We start from the raw sequence: 17,594 nt of genomic DNA on the forward strand, positions 1-17,594 counted from the left end.
GGCCGGGGCCGCAGCCAGGGCGGGCGCTACACCGCTATCGGTAGGCGCGGTGTGGTGGGTGGGAGGCCTGCTCGTTCTCTTCGGGTGGCGAGTTCGTCGAGGAGTTCGGTGAGTCGTTCCCGGTGGCGGGAGGTGAGTCGTCCGGTGTCGTCGAGGTGGACGGCGCAGGCGGTGGTGGTGTCGACGAGGCGTTCGAGGAGGGCGGCGACCTCGTCGGTGCCCTCGGTGTGCCGGGCGAGGGCGGGCAGTTCGTGGGCGGCGAGGGCGATGGCGGTGCGGGCCTCGGCGAGGGTGCGGTAGGCCTCGCGGCGCAGGGTCCAGCGGGCGGCACGGTCGTCGGAGCCGTCGAGGACGTGCGTGAGGTAGGCGTGCGCGGCGCCGGTGGCCGTGGCGAGCCGGGCGCGCACCTGGCCGCCGCTCTCCCCCGGCATCGGCAGGTGTCCGACGATCAGTACGATCGCGCAGGCCAGCAGGGTTTCCGCGATCCGGCTGACGGAGGCCTGGGGCTCCCCGCCGACCATGACCAGGGACAGCACGAGGACGGTGGCGACGGCCGTCTGGGCGGCGAAGTGCCGGGTGGAGACGGGTATCAGCGCGCCGCAGAGGGCGACCAGCGCCACGAGCCCCTCCGGGCGGGGCAGCACGGCGGCGAACCCGGCGAAGAGCAGCGCCCCGAGCACGGTCCCCGCGGCCCGGCACAGCACCCGGGACACCAGCGGCCCGAGGTCGGGTTTGACCAGGAAGACGGCGGTGGCGGGCAGCCAGTACCAGTGCGTGTGCTGCCCGTACCAGTGGGAGTGGTGCAGGGCCTGCGCGATGGCGGCGCTGGTCCCGAAGGAGAGGCCGACCCGCAGCCCGTACTCGCGCCCGCCCGCCCCGAAGGCGGCGCGCAGCAGGTCGCGGGCGCCGCGCCGACGGGTGTGCAGGTCGCCTCCGCCGCCCTGGTCGAAGGCGTCGGCGGCGTGCAGCAGGGCGTCGTCGAGGGCGCGCAGCGCGGGAGCGGACCGGGAGGGCGCGGGCAGCGGCCCGGTGTGCGTGTTTGCGCGTATGGCGGCGGCGAGCCGTCGGGGCCCGGCCAGGGTCCGCTCGGAGACGGGCTCCCCGGCCCAGGCGAGCGCGGTCGCGGCCTCGGCGAGGGGCAGCGCGGCGGCGTACTGGGCGTGCAGCCGCCGTTCGGCGGCGGAGCTGGCGTAGCGCCGCAGCCGGGGGCCGGCGAGGGCGTCCTGGGCCTGGTCGAGGGCGGCGGTGAGCGCGGCGCGGCGGGCGGTGGCGTGCTCGGTGCCGGCGGCGTCCAGGAGCTCGGCGACGGCGTCGTACACGCGGGCCACCGCGTCCCGTTCCCCGTCGAACCGGAAGTCGCCGGGTCCGGCCCCGGGCGTGGGCAGCACGAGCCGCAGCGCGAGCAGCCACCCCGCCCCGGCGAGGAAGGCGAGGGCGAGCGACCAGCCCGGTTCGGGCACCGGCATTCCGGCTCCGACGGCCGCGGCGACCAGCAACTGCGTGCCCGCCCCGGAGGAGGCGGGCCCGATGGCGCTCAGTCCGCCGGCGAGGAGCCCGAGGCCGGTGAGGACGGCCGTCAGCGCGACGGCCCCGACGTGATCGCCCGCATACGTCCCGACGAGCAGCCCTCCCGCTCCCGCGAGCGCGGGCGCCCCGAGCCTGCGGACGGAGGCGCGCCGGCTGCCGGGCCGGTCGTTGATCCCGGCGAGCATGGCGGCGATGGCGGCGACGACCCCGAGGGAGGTCCGGCCGGCGAGGACGGCGACCAGCAGAAGGGGTCCCGCGGCCAACGCCCCACGTGTGACCGCGCTCCAGGGCACGGGCCCCCGCTGGGCGCGCAGGGCGTGCGCGAGCCAGGGCGGGAGCGCGGTGAATACGCGAGAGCGAAGGGGTGGGGACGAGCGCGGGGACACGAAGCTCCTGTCGTGACGAGGGCGGGGGTGTGCCTTCGGGCGACGGTGGCCGGGGCGGTCGGGTCAGTGGTGAGCTGTGGTGTCCACGGTACGGGGCGGCCTTGGAGAGGTTGGGACGGTTGCGTTTCAGCGAGGTGACGTCTGTCCCGAATCCCGCGTTCTTTATGAACGCAACGCCGGAAGAGCGCTTCTCGTGCCGAAAAAGGCCGGGCCAACGGGAGCGGGGCCGGGGGCGTAGCCTGCCCCCGGCCCCTGTCGATGCCACCCATGTCGCACGCCGGCGCACTTGAGGACCCAGGTCAGTCGTGATGTCGTCGCGTCCTGCCTTTGGACCACCGCGCATCGAGCTGCGCGGGCCGGACTTGAACCGGCAATTCGACGTCCGGGGGCCTGGGCCCGGTCGCTCCGGCGATCGGCGGCGAATGCTGAGTCTGGAGCAAGAGTCTGAGATTGACCGCGATCCGTCCCTGAATTCCTCGAATTCCTCGGGGAATTCCTCAGCGGGTACGGACCGCTTCTTCACGACAAGCTTCAGCTTCAGCTTGCGCTCCTCGCGCACCCCGGTCACGACGGACCGGGGAGTCTCGAAGGCTACCCGAACAGGTAGCCGAACACGGCGTCACCGACCCGCTGGTCGACGACGTCGACGCCGTTCGCCTCTTCCCGGGCGAACTTGACGGCCTGCTGCAACTTCTCCAGGCGGCCCAGGAGTTCGTTGACGCGGCGGGCGGGAAGGGCTCCGGAGAACTTCACGGTCGTCCAGTAACCGACCGGCACGTCCTCGTAGTACACCTCGACCTGCGCCGGGTGCTTGTCGGTCGCCTCCGCCTTCACATGGTTGCGGGGCACCTTCTTGGTACGCAGCGTCCGCACCGGCTCGGTCTTCCACGCGTCGGTGGAGGGGTCCTGCGCCCAGGACTCGGAGGCGTCGAGCACGGGCAGCCTGCGTACGAAGGCGTTGAGGTCGACGAGCTGCTTCTCCAGGAAGAGCAGGTAGGACACGGGCACGTCGGCGACGAGGACCCGCCCGTCCACCCGCACGTCCGCACGCGCGGTGCAGTTGGCCCAGTCCTTCGTGGCGGTCACGTCGAACAGCCGGGTCAGCGTGGCCGCGGTCTCCCGCAGCACGTCCTCGGCCTTCACCTGCACCCGCGTCGACTCGGGCGGCAGCTGCTCGCCCTCCTCGTCCTTGGGCTGGTAGGTCCGCGAGATACCGGCCAGCAGCGCGGGCTTCTGCAGTCCGTGCTGAGCCGTGGTCAGGTCCTGGTGTGCCTTGGACTTGACGCCCTTCTCGACTGCGATGATCTGGTTGAGTTTCGCCACGAGAAGGACCGTAACAACGGTAACTCTCCTCATTCCAATGGTTATTCGCCGGCCGCCCGCACGCGTTCCTCGAAAAACGCCTCGGCCCGCTCGAGTTCCCCCACCAGGTCGTCGGATTCGGCGTTCCCGATGGGCCCGATGAACGCGTCGACACCCCGCAGTCCCGCCCGCTCCAGCAGCCGCTTCTCGTTCGTCACCCACTCGCCTCGCGCCGCCAGCACGGCGTGCCCGGTCTGCGTCGCCGCCACGGCGAGCGCGCCGGCGACCTCGGTGCGCCGTCCGGCGGGAGCGTGGTTGGCCTTGGCGTAGGCGAGGGTGGCGCGTGCGGTGCCGTACCAGCGCTCGCAGGCGGTTCGGCGCAGCTCAGCGGGGTACACCGCGGGCCGCGGCAGCTCACCGCTCAGCACCTGGTTGATCGCCAGCTCGGCGACGACCAGATAGCTCGGGATCCCCGCGAGATGGAACATCAACGGCTCCACCCGGAACCGCCCCGACTCGGCCTCGGCCACCTCGTGCGCGACGACGTCGAGGTCCCGGTAGTGGACGTCCACCGGCCGCCCGTCGATCGTCAGCCAGGCACCCCCGTTGAACACCCCACCACCCCAGCCGCCGACCTCCGACACCTCCCCCTCCCAGCCGAGGTCGCGCAGATCGGCGGGATCGAAGGCGCCCCGGTAGTAGACGGCCAGGTCCCAGTCGCTGTCGGGCCGGTGGGTGCCCTGGGCGCGGGAGCCGCCGAGAGCGACGGCACGGACGGTGGGGAGGCCGGCGAGTCGGGCGGTGACGTCGCCGAGGAACGCCTGGTCGGTGCGGGAGGAGGCGGGCATGCGGAGGGTCCGTCCTAGGGGGTGGGGGGCGACGGGGACATAGGGCTACGGGAGCGCAGGGCTACCGGGGCGTGCGGCCCGTCCTCGACGGACTTCCGCTCAGCACTCCCACAGGTTGCGGTGGCGGTGACGGGTCGGCGGGTGGTCCAGCTCCTCGGCCGCGGCGAGGAGGGCGCCGGGCGGGGCGGCGCGGAGGTGGTTGCGGGCGGTCGAGCGGAACACGGACAGGGCGGCGCGCGCACGGGACTCGTACGGGCCGTCGACCCGCGCGTTCAGGGACCGGGGAAAGGTGCGGGCGCAGAACGCCCGCACCAGCGGGACGGGGACCGGGCGACGCCGCTCGCGCCGCGCACGGGTCAGTTCCTCCGCGCTGTAACGAAGTTCGACGAGACGGTGGCCGGTGTCCCGGCCCAGACTCTCGGCGGGCCGGTGAGCAGGGTGGACGCGGTGCCGGGGGCGGACGTGGTGGACGGTTCGGGACATGGCAGACCTCCGGGGGCCCGCCGGGACTTCCGGCGTGGCCCGTAAGAAGTCCGCCGCCGTGAAACGGCCCAGGTGTCTGCTCCGCATGCGAGGAAGCGTGGCAAAGGCGGCGCGGGGTTGTCCAACGGATATCCGTCGCGAGGCGATTGTCAGTGGTGCGCGCTAAACGTCACCGTCGCGGGGACGGGCACGTGCCTCCCGTCCGCCCGGCACTGCCCAGGCCCTGCGGACGCTCCACCGCTCAGCTCCTTCCCCCGCCCGCCGCTCCTGTGCGAGCCGCTCCCCCGCCTGTCGCTCCGCGGCCCTGCGCTACTCGGCCCGCCACGCCCTCCGCTTCGGTACCGGCTTCGCGAAGCTCCCCGCGCGGCTGGTCGTCAAGTCCAGCCCCACCAGTGCCTCCGCCAGCTTCACCGCCGCCCCGACCCCGTCGACGACCGGAAGGCCCAGTTTGTCCCCCACCGCCCGCTGCAGTCCCGTCATTCCGGCGCAGCCCAGCACCAGAACCTCGGCTCCCGCATCCCGGGCCCGCTCGGCCGCCGCGAGGAAGGCCGCCTCCGTGCGGTCGGTGTCACCCAGGTCGAGGACGCCGAGACCGGTGCCGACGACGGCGGCGCAGTTGCGGCCCACCCCGGCCAGTTCCAGGCTGTCCTCGATCTGGCCGCAGGACCGTTCCAGGGTGGTGACGACGCCGTAGCGGCGGCCCAGCAGACAGGCCAGGTGGGCCGCGGCCTCGGTGATGTCGACGACGGGCACGTCCACCAGCTCCCGTACGCCCTCGCGTCCGTGCTCGCCGAAGCCGGCCATGACGACGGCGTCGTAGGGCGGGCCGTCGTAGGTGCGCAGGCGATCGATGACCGCCGCGGCCGAGAGGTAGCTGTCGAGCCAGCCCTCCGCCGACTCGGGTCCCCAGGCGGGGGTGAGGCCGGTCACGGCGGTGCCCGGGCCTGCCGCGGCCCGGGCACCTCGCACGATCTCCTCGGTCATCTCCTGCGTGGTGTTGCAGTTGGTGACGACGATCCGCACGTTCCGCACGTTTGTCAGACCCCCACGGGCTTGTCGGGAACGGCCACGAGGGACCCTGCCGTCCGCTCGCTGCGGCACAGCAGCAGGTACAGACCGGCTCCGAGGGCCGTGCCGATGAACCAGGAGTACGGGGCGACGTCGCTGAACGTCTTCACCAGCGCGAGCACCGCCGCGACCCCCGCGGAGGGGAGGAACGCCCACAGCGCCTTGGGGTTGACGCCCTTGCGGTAGTAGTAGCGGGAGCCGGGGGTGGCGTCGAACAACTCGTTGACGTCGACGCGCCCGCGCTTGACCCAGTAGTAGTCGACCATGATCACACCGAACAGCGGGCCGAGGAAGGCGCCGAGGCCGCCGAGGAAGTAGTTGACGACGGTCGGGTTGGAGAAGAGGTTCCAGGGGGTGACGACCAGGGCGGCCACGGTGCTGATCATGCCGCCGACCTTGAAGCTGATCTTCTGCGGCCAGACGTTGGCGAGGTCGTACGCCGGCGACACGAAGTTGGCGACGATGTTGACACCCATGGTGGCGATGGCGAAGGTGAGCGCGCCCAGGACGAGCACCCAGGTGTTGCCGACCTTGGCGACCAGCTCCGCCGGGTCGGTGATGGCCTCGCCGAACACCTCCAGCGAGCCGGCGGTGACGATCACGGAGACGACCACGAACGCCGTCGAGTTGAGGGGCAGGCCCCAGAAGTTGCCGCGGCGGACCGTCTTGTAGTCGGGCGCGAAGCGGGAGAAGTCGCAGAAGTTCAGCATCAGCGTGCCGTACGTGGCGAGGATCAGCCCGATCGCGCCGAACCACTGCCGCCACTGCTCGCCCACGGAGACGGGGTGCGGGGTGGAGGTGAGCGAGATGGTCCAGCCGGCCTTGGACAGGACCCAGATCGCCAGCGCGATCATCACCAGCCAGATCGCCGGGCCGCAGAAGTCCTGGAACTTGCGCACCGACTCCATGCCCTGGCTGATGATCAGCGCCTGGATCAGCCACAGGGACAGGAAGGAGACCCAGCCGAGGGCATCGAGGCCCAGGAAGGAGCTGTGCGTCCAGGACTCCAGGCCCGGCCAGGCCGCCAGCAGCATCACGTTGACGGCGACGGAGGCGAGGTAGGTCTGGATGCCGTACCACATGATGGCGATCACGGCGCGGATGAGGGCCGGGATGTTGGCGCCCCAGACGCCGAAGCTGATGCGGCTGACCACCGGGAAGGGCACGCCGTGGCGCTGGCCGATCCTCCCCATCCAGTTCATGCCGATGTAGATGAGCACGAAGCCGACGAGGAGGGACGTGAAGATCTGCCACACGTTCATGCCGAGCACCAGCAGGCCGGCGGCGAAGGTGTAGTTGCCGAGGTTGTGGACGTCCGACATCCACATGGCGAAGAGGTCGAAGACCTTCCAGTTCCGCTTCTCGGCGGGTGCGAGGTCTTCGTTGGTGAGCCGGGGGTCGGGGACGAACGCTGGTGCGGCGGTGGCTTCGGCGCTGTCGGCGAGGGACACGGGGCCTCCATGGGCGAGGGGACGGAGGAGGACTACTGACCGGATCGTTTGGTATACCAAACTGGGGACATGGTCCCGTCGTCAAGCGTTCTGACCGATGTCCGTCCCGTTACGGCTCCGTAAAAGCCCCCTCGCATCGGCGAAGATGGGCCCATGACGAAGATCGAACCGATCGGAGCGGTGCGCGAGCGTGTCCTGGGAACCCTGCGACAGGAGATCATCGCGGGTCGGCTCCGTCCCGGCGACCGGCTCGTCGAGCGTGAGCTGGCCGACCGGTTCGGCGTCTCCAGGGTTCCGGTCCGGGAGGCCATCCGGGCACTGGTCGCCGAGGGCTTCGTCCTGTTCGAGACCCCGCGCCGTACCGTCGTACGCCGACTGAGCCCCACGGACGTGAAGGAACTCTTCGAGCTGCGCGAGGCGTTGGAGGTGTACGCGGCCGGACTGGCCGCAGCCCGCGCGACCCCGGAGGACCTCGCGGAACTGCGCGAACTGCTGGCCAGCGCGGCAAGCGCCACCGACGCCGGGGACGCCGAGGCGATCACCGACATCAACACCCGCTTCCACGACCGCCTCCTCGCCATGGCCGGAAACACCCTGCTGATCTCCGTCATGGAACCGGTCGGCGGCCGCCTGCAATGGCTCACCCGACGCAACGAGGAATGGCCCCAACTCCTCACCGAACACCAGGAGCTCTACGACGCCATCGCCTCCGGCGACCCCGAACGCGCCCGCGCCCACGCCCTGAACCACGTGCAGGCCAACTACCGCTCCACGGTGCGGCACCTCTTCGAGTCCCCGTCCGAAGCCACACCCGCCCAGCCGTCCGCACAACCGTCCTCGCAGCCCTCCGCACAACCGTCCGCCTAAACTCGGCCGACCCTTCGGACAGGCGTCCGACAGGGGACTCGTAGCAACGGACGGAGAGAACGAAATGGTCAGCAGACGTGGGCTGTTGAGCGGGGCCGCACTCGTGGGGGCGGGCGCGATGACCGGCGTGATCGGCGGGGCCGGCAGCGCCGCCGCCGACGCACCACTGGACACCCCCTTCACACCGGTCGGCGCACCGCACCTCGCCGAGGCCGAGCGCATGGTCCAGTACCAACGACTCCTTGCGGCCGGCCACCTGCCCACCGGCCTCTACGGACACTGGCCGCTGGACGGCTCCGGCACCGACCGCTCCGGCCGCGACCACCCCGTCACCCTCGGCACGGGCGCGAGCTGGACAACCCTGCGGGCAGGCGGCGAACTGACCCTGGACGAGGCATACGCCGCCGCCGCCTCCGTACTCGACACCACGGCCGCGTTCACCGTCTCCGCCTGGGTACGGCTCGCGGACGACGCCGTCCTGACGAAGATGTACACGGCGGTCAGCCAGGACGGCACCGGTTGCAGCCGCTTCCTGCTCCAGTACGACGACGCGGCCGGCGCCTGGGCGTTCAAGGTGCGCGCCGAGGACCAGAGCGTCAAGATCTCCGCCCTCGGCACCACCGCCCCCGCGCTCGGCAAGTGGACCCACCTGACCGGAGTGTGGGACGGCTCCCGCGTCCACCTGTATGTGAACGGCGTCCTGGAAGGCACCGCCGACGCCACCCTGTCCTGGGCGGCGCCCCAGGGCTTCAACATAGGCCGGGCCCGCTGGAACGGCGCCTACGTCAACCAGTTCAAGGGCGCGATCGACGACGTCCGCGCCTACGGCCGCGCCCTCGGCGCCGACGAGGTCTCCCTGATCAGCGGCCGCACAGCCCGCCTCAACAACGTCTACCTGATCGGCTCCCCGTCGAGCCTCACCTGGGGCACACCCGACGACCTGTCGAGCTGGATCGCACTGGCCCGCTGCTCCTCCTTCATCACGCGTGTGCTGAACCACACCTACGGATGGGCCACCGACGCCTACTTCACCCAGTACTTCCAGGACCGCATCCCCGAGGCCGCCGACTACCGCCAGGCCTTCGCGGGCGGCACCGCCGGCCCCCGCTTCCAGCAGATCCGCAAGGTCGCCGACCTCCGGCCCGGCGACCTCGTCGCCGTGGACTACAGCGGTCAGGTCGACGACAACACCGGCCACATCGTCATGGTCCGCGAGGTCAAGGGCGTCTTCAGCGGGGTCGCGGACTTCACGGGCGAGACCCAGTACGCCGTCGAAGTGGTCGACTGCACGGCCGAACCGCACGGCGTCTACGCGCTGACGAACTACCCCAAGTACCCCGACACCCGCATGGTCAGCCTCGTCAAGGAAGAACAGTTCCAGGGCGTCGGCATCGGCCACATGATGTTCTACGCCTCCAACGCCACCGGGGAGTTCTCCCGGTACCGATGGAGCGTCAACACCGCACGGGACAGCGCCCACGCCGTCTCGTCACGGCCGGTCGCCGCGGCCCGCATCGTCTGACCGGACCGGCGTCAGCGCCGGGCGTACCCGTCGGTGGCCGCGACCAGCGCCTCCGTCACGCCCGGCGCCCCCGCGTCGTGCCCGGCCTCGTCCACGACCACCAACTCCGAGCCCGGCCAGGCTTGATGGAGCCGCCAGACGGTGCCGAGGAGGTTGCCGAAGTCGAGGCTGCCCTGCACGAGGGTGCCGGGGACGCCCTCGAGGAGATGGGCGTCGCGCAGCACGGCACCCTCCCCGTCCAGGAAATGCCCGTTGCCCCAGTAGTGGGTGACGGTGCGGGCGAAGCCCATCCGGAACACCGGGTCCTCGAACCGCTCGACGGACCGCGGCGGCGCCGGAATCGTCGCCGTCTCCCAGTCGGTCCACGCCCGCGCCGCCCGATCCCGCACCCCCGGATCGGGCGATTCGAGCAGCCTGTTGTACGCGGCCGCCAGGTTGCCGTCCCGTGCCGCGCCCTCCGGCAGCCCCGCCCGGAACCGCTCGAACGCCTCCGGAAACACCTTCCCCAACCCTCTGGTCAACAGCTCCACCTCGGCATCGGACCCGGTCGCGACGCCCGTCAGCACCAGCTCACTCACCACTCCGGGATGCGTCTGCGCGTACCGCAGTCCCAGCACCGACCCCCACGACACACCCCACACCAGCCACCGTCCGATCCCCAACCGCCGCCGCAGCGACTCCAGATCGCCCAGCAGACGCGCGGTCGTGTTGACGCTCATGTCGGTGCCGTACGCACTCGCGTGCGGGGTGGACCGCCCACACCCGCGCTGGTCGAGCAGCACGATCCGGTACACGGCCGGGTCGAAGAGCCGCCGGAAGTACGAGGTACTCCCGGAGCCGGGCCCGCCGTGCAACACCAGCGCGGGCTTGCCCCGCGGGTTCCCACAGGTCTCCCAGTACACGCGGTTGCCGTCCCCGACGTCGAGCATGCCGTGGTCGTACGGTTCGATCTCCGGATACAGGCTCATCGGGGCACCGTACGATCCCGCACGGCCGACGTCGCCTCGATTTCGGCGGTGGGCGGTGGGCGGTGGGCGGTGCGGTGGCGGTGGGCGCTGGTGGCGGCGGCGGCGCCTACGGCATCCCCTTCGGCCCCGCCATCCCCGCAGCCCCCGCAGCCCCCGCAGCCGTGCGCAGTACATCGCGCAGCATCTCAGGGGTGAGCCGGCCGGTGAAGGTGTTGCGCTGGCTGACGTGGAAGCAGCCGAAGACGTCAAGGCCGTGGCCTTCGTCCGGACCGGCGAGCGGCACCCGGGTCCCGTGCGCGAAGGCGGGCCGCGGCCGGGGCACGGTCCAGCCCGCCTCCGCGAACGCGGGCAGCGCGGCCTGCCAGCCGAACGCGCCGAGCACGACGACCGCGCGCAGCGTCGGCCGCAGCAGCCGCAGCTCCTGCACCAGCCAGGGCCGGCAGGTGTCCCGCTCCCCCGGGGTGGGCTTGTTGGCGGGCGGCGCGCAGCGCACGGGCGAGGTGACGCGCACGCCGTACAGCTCCAGCCCGTCGTCGGCGGATACCGAGGTGGGCTGCGAGGCGAGCCCCACGTCGTACAGGGCCTGGTACAGCACGTCCCCGGAACGGTCGCCGGTGAACATACGGCCCGTACGGTTCCCGCCGTGCGCGGCCGGGGCGAGCCCGACGATCAGCAGCCGGGCGTCGGGCGGCCCGAACCCGGGCACGGGCCGCCCCCAGTACGTCCAGTCGGCGAAGGCAGCCCGCTTGGTACGGGCCACCTCCTCGCGCCACTCCACCAACCGAGGACACGCCCTGCACCCCGCGACCCGCCGGTCGAGCTCGGCGAGAGCGGGGCCGCAGGGGGCTTCGGGGGCGGCCATGTCTCCAGCGTATGACCGCGCCGGATGGACGGACCCCAGGGGAGGGCCCCTACCCCCCTCCCCCTCCCCCTCCCCCCTCCCGCCCCTCCCCGCCTTATCCCTCCACCGGTACCGCCCGCACCCAGATGCCGTCCTCCGTCAGATACCGGTCCACCCTGAGGCCCGCTTCCGCCAGTGCCTGCTCGAACTGGTCCTTGGTCAGTGGGCGGGTCCGGAAGGTCTGTGTCCACACCGCGTCCAGGAACTCGTACTCCGCGTGCACGGGGTGGACGCCGTCCTCCATGGGCCCGGCCGACGCGATCCGTACGGTGAAGCCGCTCGGGTCGACGCGTTCTCGTGGCAGGTTGGAGTGGTAGTCCTCTCCTTCCCGTTGGATCAGCAGGCACCCGCCGTTCGTGATGTGCCGTGCGCAGGCGCGCAGCATCCTTCGCCGTATCTCGACGTCTCCGTTGTGCACGAGGAACGACGCGAGCACGACCGCGTCGAACGTCTCGCCCAGGTCGAGGTCCTCGATCGGGCTGCATATCGTGCGCGCTCCGCGGACGCGCTCCAGCATTTCGGCGGACTCGTCCACTGCCGTGACCGTTAACCCCCGTTCCAGCAGGGCGTGGGTGATTCGCCCGACGCCGCTGCCCAGTTCCAGGATGTGCGCGCCTGCGGGCACCGCCGCGGAGATGACGTCCGGCTCGTTCCCCACCGGGAGGCGCGAGTAGAACTCGACCGCGCAGCCGTCGGGGGTGATCGCACCGGGACCCGTTCCCTCGTATCCCTCTCTCATTTCTCGTCGCATGCCCGTCCAACGGGCAGCGGGCGTCCGGCCGTTCCCCATCTCGGCCGGTTCACTCGTTCGAGGGACGGCCCTTCCGTTCGAGCCGCCCAAGGAGGTTTGTGGTCCGGCCGCATACAGGCCCCCCGCGGGCACCGGCTACAAGGCGAACCAGCCGTGCCCGACGTACCAGTGTCCGCCCTGCCTCAGGTGGTCCAGGACGGTCCGTTCCAGGACGGTGCGGCGGGGCAGCCTGTCCAGCGGAATGTCGGTGGTGCCGAAGACGAAGCGGACGGGTTCGGTGTCCTCGGGTTCCGCCGGCAGGTGGCTGAGGTGGAACCGCTCCTGGAAGCGGACGATGTTGGAGTCCCCGGGCAGATAGCGCTTGATCTGCGGGTCCAGCAGCCACGAGCCGCAGGTGGCCACCGTGTAGGACTCCTCGGGGTAGTGGCGGGCGAAGAACTCCCGTGCCAGTGCGAGGGATCGGTCGACGGCCTCCGGCGTCAGCGGTCCCATGAAGTCGGGCACGTGCACGCCCAGCCCGGGGTCGCCGGGACCGAGGGGCAGTCCCGCCGCCTCGATCGAGTCGCTCGTCCACCGGCCGATGCGGTCCCGCTGGAACTGCAGTCGCCCCAGCTGGTACAGCTCGCCGTGGAAGTGCAGTGTCAGCCAGCGCGGGCTCAGCAGCCCGCCCGTGCCGTGCCAACGCCGGTGCCAGGCGACACCCCTGCCGACGTCGGCGAGGGTGTGCCGGGTGACCTCTTCGGGGATGCCCCGTTCACGGTGGTGGGCGCGCAGGTACGGCAACGCGGCGACGAACACGTACAGGGGGAAAAAGCTCGCGAACGCTCCCGACGCGCCGGGGGGAACCGGTACGTCGATCCCTCTGCGGATCCCGCCCATGTCCTGGACCAGGTCCGCCACCGCTTCCTCCAGGAATCGCAGCGCCTGCGCGTCGCCGGACACCCGCGGGGTCAGCCGCACGGCCTCGTCGATGTCCTGGTGCGGTACCGCGAGGTCGAGGAGCGCCTCGGCCAGCTCGTCGGTGTTCGGCAGCACGGAAAGCGAACCCTTCTTCGACATCGGGTCTCCTCTGGAGAACGTGCGGACCGAAGAGTACGTTGCAAGGAGGAGCGGTGATCGGAATGCGTACGGGCAGTGAGCCGACGACGGCGCGCAGTGCGCTGAGGATGCGTCTGTGGCTGGCCCTGTGGGGGCTGGCCTGGACGGTCTTCGGGACGGCCGCGTTCACCCTCGCGGGGCGACCGGGGTGGGCGGCGGCGTGCGGGGTGCTGTGGCTGGTGGTCACCGTCGATCTGGCGATGATCGTGAGGCACATCCGGCAGGGCCCCCATTATCAGCCGGGCCGTGACATCCCGCCGTACCGGCCGCCCGAGCATCGTCACCCCTGACGGGCCCCGTCACCCCTGCCGGCCACCGTCACCCCTGGCGGGCCCCGTCACCCCGTCGGGGTCGTCCTCAGGTCTCGAAGCGTGCGGCCTTCAGGTACTGCGGGTTCGGGTCCAGTGCCGCGGCCAGCCGGAAGTGGCGCTTGGCCTGGTCGCCGCGGCCCTGCCGCTCGTAGGTACGGGCGAGCGCGAAGTGCGCGAACGCGTTGTCCGGCTCCCGCTCCAGGACGACGGTGAACTCCAGCTCGGCAGGCCGTAGTTGCGCGGCGGCGAAGAAGGCACGCGCGCGCAGCAGCCGGGCGGCGGTGTTCTCGGGATGCGCGGCGATGACTCGGTCGAGCAGCTTCACCGCGCCCCGCGGGTCCCGTGCGGCGAGCAGTTGCTCTGCGGCACGGAAGTCGATGACGTGCGTCTCCGGAGTACGTCCGGTCGAACCTGCGGTATCGGGCACGGAAAAATCCTTCCCTTGCTCGGAGGGTTCAACGCGCGGAGTCCGGGCCGCTATTCCGGGGCGGTCTCGCGCGGTGCGTGCGCTCTGCGCGCGAGGTCGGCCCACACGTCCTGTACGCGCCGGCGCAGCTCCGCCAGCGGTACGTCGTTGTCGATCACGATGTCCGCGATCTCCCGGCGCTTCTCGCGGGTCGCCTGGGCGGCCATCCGCGCGCGTGCGTCCTCCTCGGTCATGCCGCGCAGTCGGACGAGCCGGTCGAGCTGGGTGTCGGGGGCGGCGTCGACGACGACCACGACGTCGTACAGGGGGGCGAGGCTGTTCTCGGTGAGGAGGGGGACGTCGTGGACGACGACGGCGTCCTTGGGGGCGGTCGCCTCCAGTTCGCGGGAGCGGGTGCCGACGAGGGGGTGCACGATCGAGTTGAGGAGCGCCAGTTTCTCGGGGTCGGCGAAGACGATCGAGCCCAGTCGTGGGCGGTCGAGGCTGCCGTCCGGGGCGAGCACGTCCTCGCCGAAGGCGTCGACGATCGCGGCGAGACCCGGAGTTCCGGGGGCGACGACTTCGCGTGCGATGCGGTCCGCGTCGATGAGTACGGCTCCGCACTCGACGAGCAGCCGCGACACCTCGCTCTTGCCGGCGCCGATCCCGCCGGTCAGGCCCACCTTCAGCATGAGCGGAAGCTTAGGGCCTGTCGGTGACAGTGCACCCGGCAGGCCCCTGTGAGCTGCTTCTTCGGGGTGTTCAGCCTTCGCCTTCCCGCTCCGCGAGGAATCGCTCGAACTCCTGGCCGATCTCGTCGGCCGACGGGATGTCGACGGGTTCGGCGAGCATGTTGCCGCGGGTCTCGGCGCCGGCGGCGGCGTCGTACTGGTGTTCCAGGCCCTGGACGAGGGAGGTGAGCTCCTCGTCGCCTTCCTGGATCTGGCGCTCGATCTCGGTCTGCGTACGGTGTGCGTCCGTGCGCAGGGCGTGGGCGATGCCCGGCAGGACCAGGCCGGTCGCCGCCGTGATCGCCTCCAGGACGGTCAGGGCCGCGTCCGGGTACGTCGAGCGGGCGATGTAGTGCGGGACGTGCGCGGCGACGCCCAGGATGTCGTGGCCGGCCTCCATGAGGCGGTACTCGACGAGCGCCTCGGCGCTGCCGGGGACCTGCGCCTCGTCGAACGGGCTGCGGTGGCCCGGCATGAGGTCGGTGCGGTTGCCGTGCGGGGTGAGGCCCACGGGGCGCGTGTGCGGGACGCCCATGGGAATGCCGTGGAAGTTCACGGACAGGCGGACGCCGAGCCGTTCCACGATCTGCTTGACGGCGACGGCGAAGCGTTCCCACTCCACGTCCGGCTCTGGGCCGGACAGGAGCAGGAAGGGCGCTCCGGTGGTGTCCTGCACGAGTCGCACCTCGATGGCCGGCTCCTCGTACTCGGTCCACCGGTCGCGCTTGAAGGTCAGCAGCGGGCGGCGGGCGCGGTAGTCCACGAGCCGGTCGTGGTCGAAGCGGGCGACGAGTTGGTGGGGCAGCGAGTCGAGGAGCCGGTCGACGATCTGGTCGCCGGTCTCGCCCGCGTCGATGTATCCGTCGAAGTGGTAGAGCATGACAAGACCGGCCGACTCCTGTGCCAGCGCCATGTCGACGACTGCCAGGCCCTTCGGCTCCCATGCGTACAAACCCTGCGGATCAAGCACTTGGACCGCTCCTCCTCGTGTTCGTACTGCACAACGCCCCTGCGGGCGTGGGCATTCCCGCCCGCGGCTCTTGATCACGTGACTCTTACGGGCTTCTCACGACGGCCCGGTTCGGGCCGGCTTGCTCAGAAACGGCGAGGGCAACTCCTTCAAGGGGCGCGGGGCAGCGTCGATATGCTGCCCGCCTGTGGGCGCGACCCACCCCCCACCGGCCCGCACTCGGACGACAAGCCGCTCCCCGGGCAGCACTGAGGGCCCGCACCTCAAAAGGTGCGGGCCCTCAGTCAGGAGCTACTGCTCAGCGGGCGTCAGCTCTGCCCACCGGCCAGCTTCTCGCGGAGCGCGGCAAGCGCCTCGTCCGAGGCCAGCGCGCCGGAGGTGTCGGCGCCCTCGGAGGAGTAGGAACCGCCACCGGCCGCGGCCGGAGCCGCACCCGCCGTGTCGCCACCCTCGGCAGCGGCCTTCTCGTCCGCCTCGCGGGACTTGATGACCTGCGCCTGGTGCTGCTCGAAGCGCTGCTGCGCCTCGGCGTACTGGTGCTCCCAGGCCTCGCGCTGGGTCTCGTAGCCCTCGAGCCAGTCGTTGGTCTCGGGGTCGAAGCCCTCGGGGTAGATGTAGTTGCCCTGGTCGTCGTAGGACGCGGCCATGCCGTACAGGGTCGGGTCGAACTCGACCGAGGCCGGGTCGGAACCGAACGACTCGTTGGCCTGCTTCAGCGAGAGGCTGATGCGACGGCGCTCGAGGTCGATGTCGATGACCTTGACGAAGATCTCGTCGTTGACCTGGACGACCTGCTCCGGGATCTCCACGTGGCGCTCGGCCAGCTCGGAGATGTGGACCAGACCCTCGATGCCCTCGTCCACGCGGACGAACGCACCGAACGGAACCAGCTTCGTGACCTTGCCGGGCACGACCTGGCCGATCTGGTGGGTGCGGGCGAACTGCTGCCACGGGTCTTCCTGGGTCGCCTTCAGCGACAGGGAGACGCGCTCGCGGTCCATGTCGACGTCGAGGACCTCGACCGTGACCTCCTGGCCGACCTCGACGACCTCGGAGGGGTGGTCGATGTGCTTCCAGGACAGCTCGGAGACGTGGACCAGACCGTCGACGCCACCCAGGTCCACGAAGGCACCGAAGTTGACGATCGAGGAGACCACACCGGAACGGACCTGACCCTTCTGGAGGGTCGTGAGGAACGTCTGGCGGACCTCGGACTGGGTCTGCTCCAGCCAGGCACGGCGGGACAGGACCACGTTGTTGCGGTTCTTGTCCAGCTCGATGATCTTGGCCTCGAGCTCCTTGCCCACGTAGGGCTGGAGGTCGCGGACACGGCGCATCTCGACGAGGGAGGCCGGCAGGAAGCCACGGAGGCCGATGTCGAGGATGAGACCACCCTTGACGACCTCGATGACGGTACCGGTGACGATGCCGTCCTCTTCCTTGATCTTCTCGATCGTGCCCCAGGCACGCTCGTACTGAGCGCGCTTCTTGGACAGGATGAGACGGCCTTCCTTGTCCTCCTTCTGGAGGACGAGGGCCTCGATCTCATCGCCGACGGCGACGACCTCGTTCGGGTCGACGTCGTGCTTGATGGAGAGCTCGCGGCTCGGGATAACGCCTTCGGTCTTGTAACCGATGTCGAGCAGGACCTCGTCCCGGTCGACCTTCACGATGACGCCGTCGACGATGTCGCCGTCGTTGAAGTACTTGATCGTTTCGTCGATCGCGGCGAGGAAAGCTTCCTCGTTACCGATGTCGTTGACCGCAACCTGCGGGATGGTGGCGGTGGTCTCGGTGCTGCTCGTCATGTGGGAAAGGGCTCCGGTTACGGACAGAAAGTCGTAGGTACTGCTACGCCGGGAGCCCGTGTCGCTCTGAAGAAGCCGGACAGCTTAGGAAGCGCACCACCAGAAAACTGGTGATGGCGCCTCGAGAACCGAGGGGACATACAACAGATGCGAGCGCAGCCTGCTACGTCTGAGGTGCGCAGGCCCGCAGCGCAAC

General features: G+C 70.9%; 17 protein-coding genes. 3 read left to right on the plus strand and 14 right to left on the minus strand.

The features are described 5' to 3' along the window. Positions 1-26: 26 nt before the first annotated feature. From OG289_RS13970 to OG289_RS13995, 6 genes are all read right to left on the minus strand, one after another. Entirely contained in the window at positions 27-1,913 is a 1,887-nt protein-coding gene (locus tag OG289_RS13970) for an FUSC family protein (RefSeq protein WP_327314322.1), read from the minus strand. 591 nt (positions 1,914-2,504) lie between these two features. Next, entirely contained in the window at positions 2,505-3,236 is a 732-nt protein-coding gene (locus OG289_RS13975) for a DUF7873 family protein (protein ID WP_327314323.1), read from the minus strand. 41 nt (positions 3,237-3,277) lie between these two features. Next, complete coding sequence (locus OG289_RS13980) at positions 3,278-4,063, minus strand: nucleotidyltransferase domain-containing protein (protein WP_327314324.1); 786 nt, start codon at positions 4,061-4,063, stop codon at positions 3,278-3,280. 99 nt (positions 4,064-4,162) lie between these two features. Continuing rightward, positions 4,163-4,546 carry a hypothetical protein gene (locus tag OG289_RS13985; protein ID WP_327314325.1) on the minus strand — a complete coding sequence of 128 codons (384 nt, stop codon included), beginning with the start codon at positions 4,544-4,546 and terminating at the stop codon, positions 4,163-4,165. Between the two features lie 309 nt (positions 4,547-4,855). Beyond that, positions 4,856-5,569 (minus strand): aspartate/glutamate racemase family protein, encoded by a 714-nt coding sequence (locus tag OG289_RS13990; RefSeq protein WP_327314326.1) that lies wholly within the window; start codon positions 5,567-5,569, stop codon positions 4,856-4,858. Between the two features lie 14 nt (positions 5,570-5,583). After that, positions 5,584-7,065, minus strand: a complete 1,482-nt coding sequence (locus tag OG289_RS13995) for an NCS1 family nucleobase:cation symporter-1 (protein ID WP_327314327.1) — start codon at positions 7,063-7,065, stop codon at positions 5,584-5,586. A gap of 153 nt (positions 7,066-7,218) precedes the next feature. Between OG289_RS13995 and OG289_RS14000 the strand changes: the two genes are divergently transcribed. Both OG289_RS14000 and OG289_RS14005 read left to right on the plus strand, forming a co-directional pair. Then, positions 7,219-7,932, plus strand: a complete 714-nt coding sequence (locus tag OG289_RS14000; protein WP_327314328.1) for an FCD domain-containing protein — start codon at positions 7,219-7,221, stop codon at positions 7,930-7,932. A 64-nt stretch (positions 7,933-7,996) separates the two neighbouring features. Continuing rightward, on the plus strand, positions 7,997-9,454 hold the full coding sequence (locus tag OG289_RS14005) for a LamG domain-containing protein (protein WP_327314329.1): 1,458 nt from the start codon (positions 7,997-7,999) through the stop codon (positions 9,452-9,454). An 11-nt stretch (positions 9,455-9,465) separates the two neighbouring features. Here the strand turns inward: OG289_RS14005 and pip are convergent, their stop codons facing one another. The 4 genes from pip to OG289_RS14025 all read right to left on the minus strand — a co-directional run bounded on the left by pip (position 9,466) and on the right by OG289_RS14025 (position 13,133). After that, positions 9,466-10,422 carry a prolyl aminopeptidase gene (pip, locus tag OG289_RS14010; protein ID WP_327314330.1) on the minus strand — a complete coding sequence of 319 codons (957 nt, stop codon included), beginning with the start codon at positions 10,420-10,422 and terminating at the stop codon, positions 9,466-9,468. A 106-nt stretch (positions 10,423-10,528) separates the two neighbouring features. Then, the gene (locus OG289_RS14015) at positions 10,529-11,284 is read right to left on the minus strand and encodes a uracil-DNA glycosylase (RefSeq protein WP_327314331.1); all 756 of its coding nucleotides are present in this window, start codon (positions 11,282-11,284) and stop codon (positions 10,529-10,531) included. Positions 11,285-11,378: 94 nt separating this feature from the next. Beyond that, the gene (locus tag OG289_RS14020) at positions 11,379-12,062 is read right to left on the minus strand and encodes a class I SAM-dependent methyltransferase (RefSeq protein WP_327314332.1); all 684 of its coding nucleotides are present in this window, start codon (positions 12,060-12,062) and stop codon (positions 11,379-11,381) included. 147 nt (positions 12,063-12,209) lie between these two features. Further along, complete coding sequence (locus OG289_RS14025; RefSeq protein WP_327314333.1) at positions 12,210-13,133, minus strand: acyltransferase domain-containing protein; 924 nt, start codon at positions 13,131-13,133, stop codon at positions 12,210-12,212. 62 nt (positions 13,134-13,195) lie between these two features. On the opposite strand from OG289_RS14025, the gene OG289_RS14030 reads away from it, so the two are divergent. After that, a complete protein-coding gene (locus OG289_RS14030) occupies positions 13,196-13,462 on the plus strand; it encodes a DUF6343 family protein (RefSeq protein ID WP_327320671.1) in 267 nt (88 codons plus the stop codon). Positions 13,463-13,529: 67 nt separating this feature from the next. Here the strand turns inward: OG289_RS14030 and OG289_RS14035 are convergent, their stop codons facing one another. The 4 genes from OG289_RS14035 to rpsA form a co-directional block, all read right to left on the minus strand. Then, positions 13,530-13,910, minus strand: coding sequence for a tetratricopeptide repeat protein (locus OG289_RS14035; RefSeq protein WP_319338592.1), 381 nt, complete (start codon positions 13,908-13,910; stop codon positions 13,530-13,532). Positions 13,911-13,960: 50 nt separating this feature from the next. Further along, positions 13,961-14,581, minus strand: a complete 621-nt coding sequence (gene coaE / locus OG289_RS14040) for a dephospho-CoA kinase (protein ID WP_327314334.1) — start codon at positions 14,579-14,581, stop codon at positions 13,961-13,963. Positions 14,582-14,651: 70 nt separating this feature from the next. Then, positions 14,652-15,590, minus strand: a complete 939-nt coding sequence (locus OG289_RS14045; RefSeq protein ID WP_327314335.1) for a PAC2 family protein — start codon at positions 15,588-15,590, stop codon at positions 14,652-14,654. Positions 15,591-15,898: 308 nt separating this feature from the next. After that, positions 15,899-17,398, minus strand: a complete 1,500-nt coding sequence (gene rpsA / locus OG289_RS14050) for a 30S ribosomal protein S1 (protein ID WP_327314336.1) — start codon at positions 17,396-17,398, stop codon at positions 15,899-15,901. Between the last annotated feature and the right edge of the window lie 196 nt (positions 17,399-17,594).

The sequence above is a fragment of the Streptomyces sp. NBC_01235 genome, from assembly GCF_035989285.1.
Lineage (GTDB): Bacteria > Actinomycetota > Actinomycetes > Streptomycetales > Streptomycetaceae > Streptomyces.

Coding starts and splice junctions, on each gene's coding strand:
- OG289_RS13980 (WP_327314324.1), bottom strand. CDS start 4,063: ATGCCCGCCTCCTCCCGCACCGACCAGGCGTTCCTCGGCGACGTCACC.
- OG289_RS13985 (WP_327314325.1), bottom strand. CDS start 4,546: ATGTCCCGAACCGTCCACCACGTCCGCCCCCGGCACCGCGTCCACCCT.
- OG289_RS14000 (WP_327314328.1), top strand. CDS start 7,219: ATGACGAAGATCGAACCGATCGGAGCGGTGCGCGAGCGTGTCCTGGGA.
- OG289_RS14005 (WP_327314329.1), top strand. CDS start 7,997: ATGGTCAGCAGACGTGGGCTGTTGAGCGGGGCCGCACTCGTGGGGGCG.
- pip (WP_327314330.1), bottom strand. CDS start 10,422: ATGAGCCTGTATCCGGAGATCGAACCGTACGACCACGGCATGCTCGAC.
- OG289_RS14015 (WP_327314331.1), bottom strand. CDS start 11,284: ATGGCCGCCCCCGAAGCCCCCTGCGGCCCCGCTCTCGCCGAGCTCGAC.
- OG289_RS14020 (WP_327314332.1), bottom strand. CDS start 12,062: ATGAGAGAGGGATACGAGGGAACGGGTCCCGGTGCGATCACCCCCGAC.
- OG289_RS14025 (WP_327314333.1), bottom strand. CDS start 13,133: ATGTCGAAGAAGGGTTCGCTTTCCGTGCTGCCGAACACCGACGAGCTG.
- OG289_RS14030 (WP_327320671.1), top strand. CDS start 13,196: ATGCGTACGGGCAGTGAGCCGACGACGGCGCGCAGTGCGCTGAGGATG.
- coaE (WP_327314334.1), bottom strand. CDS start 14,581: ATGCTGAAGGTGGGCCTGACCGGCGGGATCGGCGCCGGCAAGAGCGAG.
- rpsA (WP_327314336.1), bottom strand. CDS start 17,398: ATGACGAGCAGCACCGAGACCACCGCCACCATCCCGCAGGTTGCGGTC.